A 5,000-nucleotide genomic window follows, 5' to 3' on the forward strand; every position below is an offset into this window, starting at 1 on the left:
CAGGTTGATAGGTCTGAGGTGGAAGTGTGGCGACACATGGAGCTGACAGATACTAATCGATCGAGGACTTAACCATATTTTTGAATGATGTCACACCTGTTATCTAGTTTTGAGAGAACACTCTCAATTTGTTTGGTGGCGATAGCGAAGAGGTCACACCCGTTCCCATACCGAACACGGAAGTTAAGCTCTTCAGCGCCGATGGTAGTCGGGGGTTTCCCCCTGTGAGAGTAGGACGCCGCCAAGCAGATTTATTAATTCTACCATGTTTGTTTATGAAGCTTTATATTATTCCGCAGTAGCTCAGTGGTAGAGCTATCGGCTGTTAACCGATCGGTCGTAGGTTCGAATCCTACCTGCGGAGCCATTGCTTCCATAGCTCAGCAGGTAGAGCACTTCCATGGTAAGGAAGAGGTCAGCGGTTCGAGCCCGCTTGGAAGCTTTATTAAATGTATTATTACCAAGGTTTCTCATAAGGAGAAAGCTTTTTTTATTGCGATATGCGGAAGTAGTTCAGTGGTAGAACACCACCTTGCCAAGGTGGGGGTCGCGGGTTCGAATCCCGTCTTCCGCTCCATTTATCCCAACGGGATATTGTAAATTGAATTGCGCCCGTAGCTCAATTGGATAGAGCGTTTGACTACGGATCAAAAGGTTAGGGGTTCGACTCCTCTCGGGCGCGCCATATCTTTTAATAGAAATAGATAGGAAATCGGGAAGTAGCTCAGCTTGGTAGAGCACATGGTTTGGGACCATGGGGTCGCAGGTTCGAATCCTGTCTTCCCGACCATTTTTTATGGGGCCTTAGCTCAGCTGGGAGAGCGCCTGCTTTGCACGCAGGAGGTCAGCGGTTCGATCCCGCTAGGCTCCACCAAAAGTTTTTAAAAAAGTTGTTGACTTTGAAGAAGTGACGTTGTATACTAATAAAGTTGCTTTAACAAAGCAAGCAAACAAAATGATCTTTGAAAACTAAACAAGACAAAACGTACCTGTTAATTCAGTTTTTAAAAATCGCACAGCGATGTGCGTAGTCAGTCAAACTACTTTATCGGAGAGTTTGATCCTGGCTCAGGACGAACGCTGGCGGCGTGCCTAATACATGCAAGTCGAGCGGACAGATGGGAGCTTGCTCCCTGATGTTAGCGGCGGACGGGTGAGTAACACGTGGGTAACCTGCCTGTAAGACTGGGATAACTCCGGGAAACCGGGGCTAATACCGGATGGTTGTTTGAACCGCATGGTTCAAACATAAAAGGTGGCTTCGGCTACCACTTACAGATGGACCCGCGGCGCATTAGCTAGTTGGTGAGGTAACGGCTCACCAAGGCGACGATGCGTAGCCGACCTGAGAGGGTGATCGGCCACACTGGGACTGAGACACGGCCCAGACTCCTACGGGAGGCAGCAGTAGGGAATCTTCCGCAATGGACGAAAGTCTGACGGAGCAACGCCGCGTGAGTGATGAAGGTTTTCGGATCGTAAAGCTCTGTTGTTAGGGAAGAACAAGTACCGTTCGAATAGGGCGGTACCTTGACGGTACCTAACCAGAAAGCCACGGCTAACTACGTGCCAGCAGCCGCGGTAATACGTAGGTGGCAAGCGTTGTCCGGAATTATTGGGCGTAAAGGGCTCGCAGGCGGTTTCTTAAGTCTGATGTGAAAGCCCCCGGCTCAACCGGGGAGGGTCATTGGAAACTGGGGAACTTGAGTGCAGAAGAGGAGAGTGGAATTCCACGTGTAGCGGTGAAATGCGTAGAGATGTGGAGGAACACCAGTGGCGAAGGCGACTCTCTGGTCTGTAACTGACGCTGAGGAGCGAAAGCGTGGGGAGCGAACAGGATTAGATACCCTGGTAGTCCACGCCGTAAACGATGAGTGCTAAGTGTTAGGGGGTTTCCGCCCCTTAGTGCTGCAGCTAACGCATTAAGCACTCCGCCTGGGGAGTACGGTCGCAAGACTGAAACTCAAAGGAATTGACGGGGGCCCGCACAAGCGGTGGAGCATGTGGTTTAATTCGAAGCAACGCGAAGAACCTTACCAGGTCTTGACATCCTCTGACAATCCTAGAGATAGGACGTCCCCTTCGGGGGCAGAGTGACAGGTGGTGCATGGTTGTCGTCAGCTCGTGTCGTGAGATGTTGGGTTAAGTCCCGCAACGAGCGCAACCCTTGATCTTAGTTGCCAGCATTCAGTTGGGCACTCTAAGGTGACTGCCGGTGACAAACCGGAGGAAGGTGGGGATGACGTCAAATCATCATGCCCCTTATGACCTGGGCTACACACGTGCTACAATGGACAGAACAAAGGGCAGCGAAACCGCGAGGTTAAGCCAATCCCACAAATCTGTTCTCAGTTCGGATCGCAGTCTGCAACTCGACTGCGTGAAGCTGGAATCGCTAGTAATCGCGGATCAGCATGCCGCGGTGAATACGTTCCCGGGCCTTGTACACACCGCCCGTCACACCACGAGAGTTTGTAACACCCGAAGTCGGTGAGGTAACCTTTTAGGAGCCAGCCGCCGAAGGTGGGACAGATGATTGGGGTGAAGTCGTAACAAGGTAGCCGTATCGGAAGGTGCGGCTGGATCACCTCCTTTCTAAGGATATTATACGGAATATAAGACCTTGGGTCTTATAAACAGAACGTTCCCTGTCTTGTTTAGTTTTGAAGGATCATTCCTTCGAAACGTGTTCTTTGAAAACTAGATAACAGTAGACATCACATTCAATTAGTAACACAAGATATCACATAGTGATTCTTTTTAACGGTTAAGTTAGAAAGGGCGCACGGTGGATGCCTTGGCACTAGGAGCCGATGAAGGACGGGACGAACACCGATATGCTTCGGGGAGCTGTAAGCAAGCTTTGATCCGGAGATTTCCGAATGGGGAAACCCACCACTCGTAATGGAGTGGTATCCATATCTGAATTCATAGGATATGAGAAGGCAGACCCGGGGAACTGAAACATCTAAGTACCCGGAGGAAGAGAAAGCAAATGCGATTCCCTGAGTAGCGGCGAGCGAAACGGGATCAGCCCAAACCAAGAGGCTTGCCTCTTGGGGTTGTAGGACACTCTGTACGGAGTTACAAAGGAACGAGGTAGATGAAGAGGTCTGGAAAGGCCCGCCATAGGAGGTAACAGCCCTGTAGTCAAAACTTCGTTCTCTCCTGAGTGGATCCTGAGTACGGCGGAACACGTGAAATTCCGTCGGAATCCGGGAGGACCATCTCCCAAGGCTAAATACTCCCTAGTGACCGATAGTGAACCAGTACCGTGAGGGAAAGGTGAAAAGCACCCCGGAAGGGGAGTGAAAGAGATCCTGAAACCGTGTGCCTACAAGTAGTCAGAGCCCGTTAACGGGTGATGGCGTGCCTTTTGTAGAATGAACCGGCGAGTTACGATCCCGTGCAAGGTTAAGCAGAAGATGCGGAGCCGCAGCGAAAGCGAGTCTGAATAGGGCGCATGAGTACGTGGTCGTAGACCCGAAACCAGGTGATCTACCCATGTCCAGGGTGAAGTTCAGGTAACACTGAATGGAGGCCCGAACCCACGCACGTTGAAAAGTGCGGGGATGAGGTGTGGGTAGGGGTGAAATGCCAATCGAACCTGGAGATAGCTGGTTCTCTCCGAAATAGCTTTAGGGCTAGCCTCAAGGTAAGAGTCTTGGAGGTAGAGCACTGATTGGACTAGGGGCCCCTACCGGGTTACCGAATTCAGTCAAACTCCGAATGCCAATGACTTATCCTTGGGAGTCAGACTGCGAGTGATAAGATCCGTAGTCGAAAGGGAAACAGCCCAGACCGCCAGCTAAGGTCCCAAAGTATACGTTAAGTGGAAAAGGATGTGGAGTTGCTTAGACAACCAGGATGTTGGCTTAGAAGCAGCCACCATTTAAAGAGTGCGTAATAGCTCACTGGTCGAGTGACTCTGCGCCGAAAATGTACCGGGGCTAAACGTATCACCGAAGCTGCGGACTGTTCTTCGAACAGTGGTAGGAGAGCGTTCTAAGGGCTGTGAAGCCAGACCGGAAGGACTGGTGGAGCGCTTAGAAGTGAGAATGCCGGTATGAGTAGCGAAAGAGGGGTGAGAATCCCCTCCACCGAATGCCTAAGGTTTCCTGAGGAAGGCTCGTCCGCTCAGGGTTAGTCGGGACCTAAGCCGAGGCCGAAAGGCGTAGGCGATGGACAACAGGTTGATATTCCTGTACCACCTCCTCACCATTTGAGCAATGGGGGGACGCAGGAGGATAGGGTAAGCGCGGTATTGGATATCCGCGTCCAAGCAGTTAGGCTGGGAAATAGGCAAATCCGTTTCTCATAAGGCTGAGCTGTGATGGCGAGCGAAATATAGTAGCGAAGTTCCTGATTCCACACTGCCAAGAAAAGCCTCTAGCGAGGTGAGAGGTGCCCGTACCGCAAACCGACACAGGTAGGCGAGGAGAGAATCCTAAGGTGATCGAGAGAACTCTCGTTAAGGAACTCGGCAAAATGACCCCGTAACTTCGGGAGAAGGGGTGCTCTGTTAGGGTGCAAGCCCGAGAGAGCCGCAGTGAATAGGCCCAGGCGACTGTTTAGCAAAAACACAGGTCTCTGCGAAGCCGTAAGGCGAAGTATAGGGGCTGACGCCTGCCCGGTGCTGGAAGGTTAAGAGGAGCGCTTAGCGTAAGCGAAGGTGCGAATTGAAGCCCCAGTAAACGGCGGCCGTAACTATAACGGTCCTAAGGTAGCGAAATTCCTTGTCGGGTAAGTTCCGACCCGCACGAAAGGCGCAACGATCTGGGCACTGTCTCAACGAGAGACTCGGTGAAATTATAGTACCTGTGAAGATGCAGGTTACCCGCGACAGGACGGAAAGACCCCGTGGAGCTTTACTGCAGCCTGATATTGAATGTTGGTACAGCTTGTACAGGATAGGTAGGAGCCTTGGAAACCGGAGCGCCAGCTTCGGTGGAGGCATCGGTGGGATACTACCCTGGCTGTATTGACCTTCTAACCCGCCG

General features: G+C 51.6%; 6 tRNA genes and 4 rRNA genes (2 of these 10 only partly in view). All 10 read left to right on the top strand.

Going from position 1 to position 5,000, the window contains the following annotated elements:
* A 23S ribosomal RNA gene (locus tag NYE53_RS00945) occupies nucleotides 1–76 on the top strand (it extends 2,852 nt beyond the left edge of the window).
* A 55-nt stretch (nucleotides 77–131) separates the two neighbouring features.
* Nucleotides 132–247, top strand: a 5S ribosomal RNA gene (rrf, locus tag NYE53_RS00950).
* Between the two features lie 45 nt (nucleotides 248–292).
* Nucleotides 293–367, top strand: a tRNA-Asn gene (locus tag NYE53_RS00955).
* Nucleotides 368–369: 2 nt separating this feature from the next.
* Nucleotides 370–442: transfer RNA gene (locus tag NYE53_RS00960), tRNA-Thr, on the top strand.
* 60 nt (nucleotides 443–502) lie between these two features.
* Nucleotides 503–577, top strand: a tRNA-Gly gene (locus NYE53_RS00965).
* 31 nt (nucleotides 578–608) lie between these two features.
* Nucleotides 609–685 (top strand) — tRNA-Arg (locus tag NYE53_RS00970).
* Nucleotides 686–713: 28 nt separating this feature from the next.
* A tRNA-Pro gene (locus NYE53_RS00975) sits at nucleotides 714–790 on the top strand.
* An 8-nt stretch (nucleotides 791–798) separates the two neighbouring features.
* Nucleotides 799–874: transfer RNA gene (locus NYE53_RS00980), tRNA-Ala, on the top strand.
* Between the two features lie 171 nt (nucleotides 875–1,045).
* Nucleotides 1,046–2,595, top strand: a 16S ribosomal RNA gene (locus NYE53_RS00985).
* A 170-nt stretch (nucleotides 2,596–2,765) separates the two neighbouring features.
* Nucleotides 2,766–5,000 (top strand): 23S ribosomal RNA (locus NYE53_RS00990) (it continues 693 nt past the right edge of the window).
* Together the 16S, 23S and 5S rRNA genes with 6 tRNA genes alongside form the textbook arrangement of a ribosomal RNA operon.

The organism is Bacillus sp. FSL R5-0523 (assembly GCF_037975295.1).
Lineage (GTDB): Bacteria > Bacillota > Bacilli > Bacillales > Bacillaceae > Bacillus > Bacillus subtilis.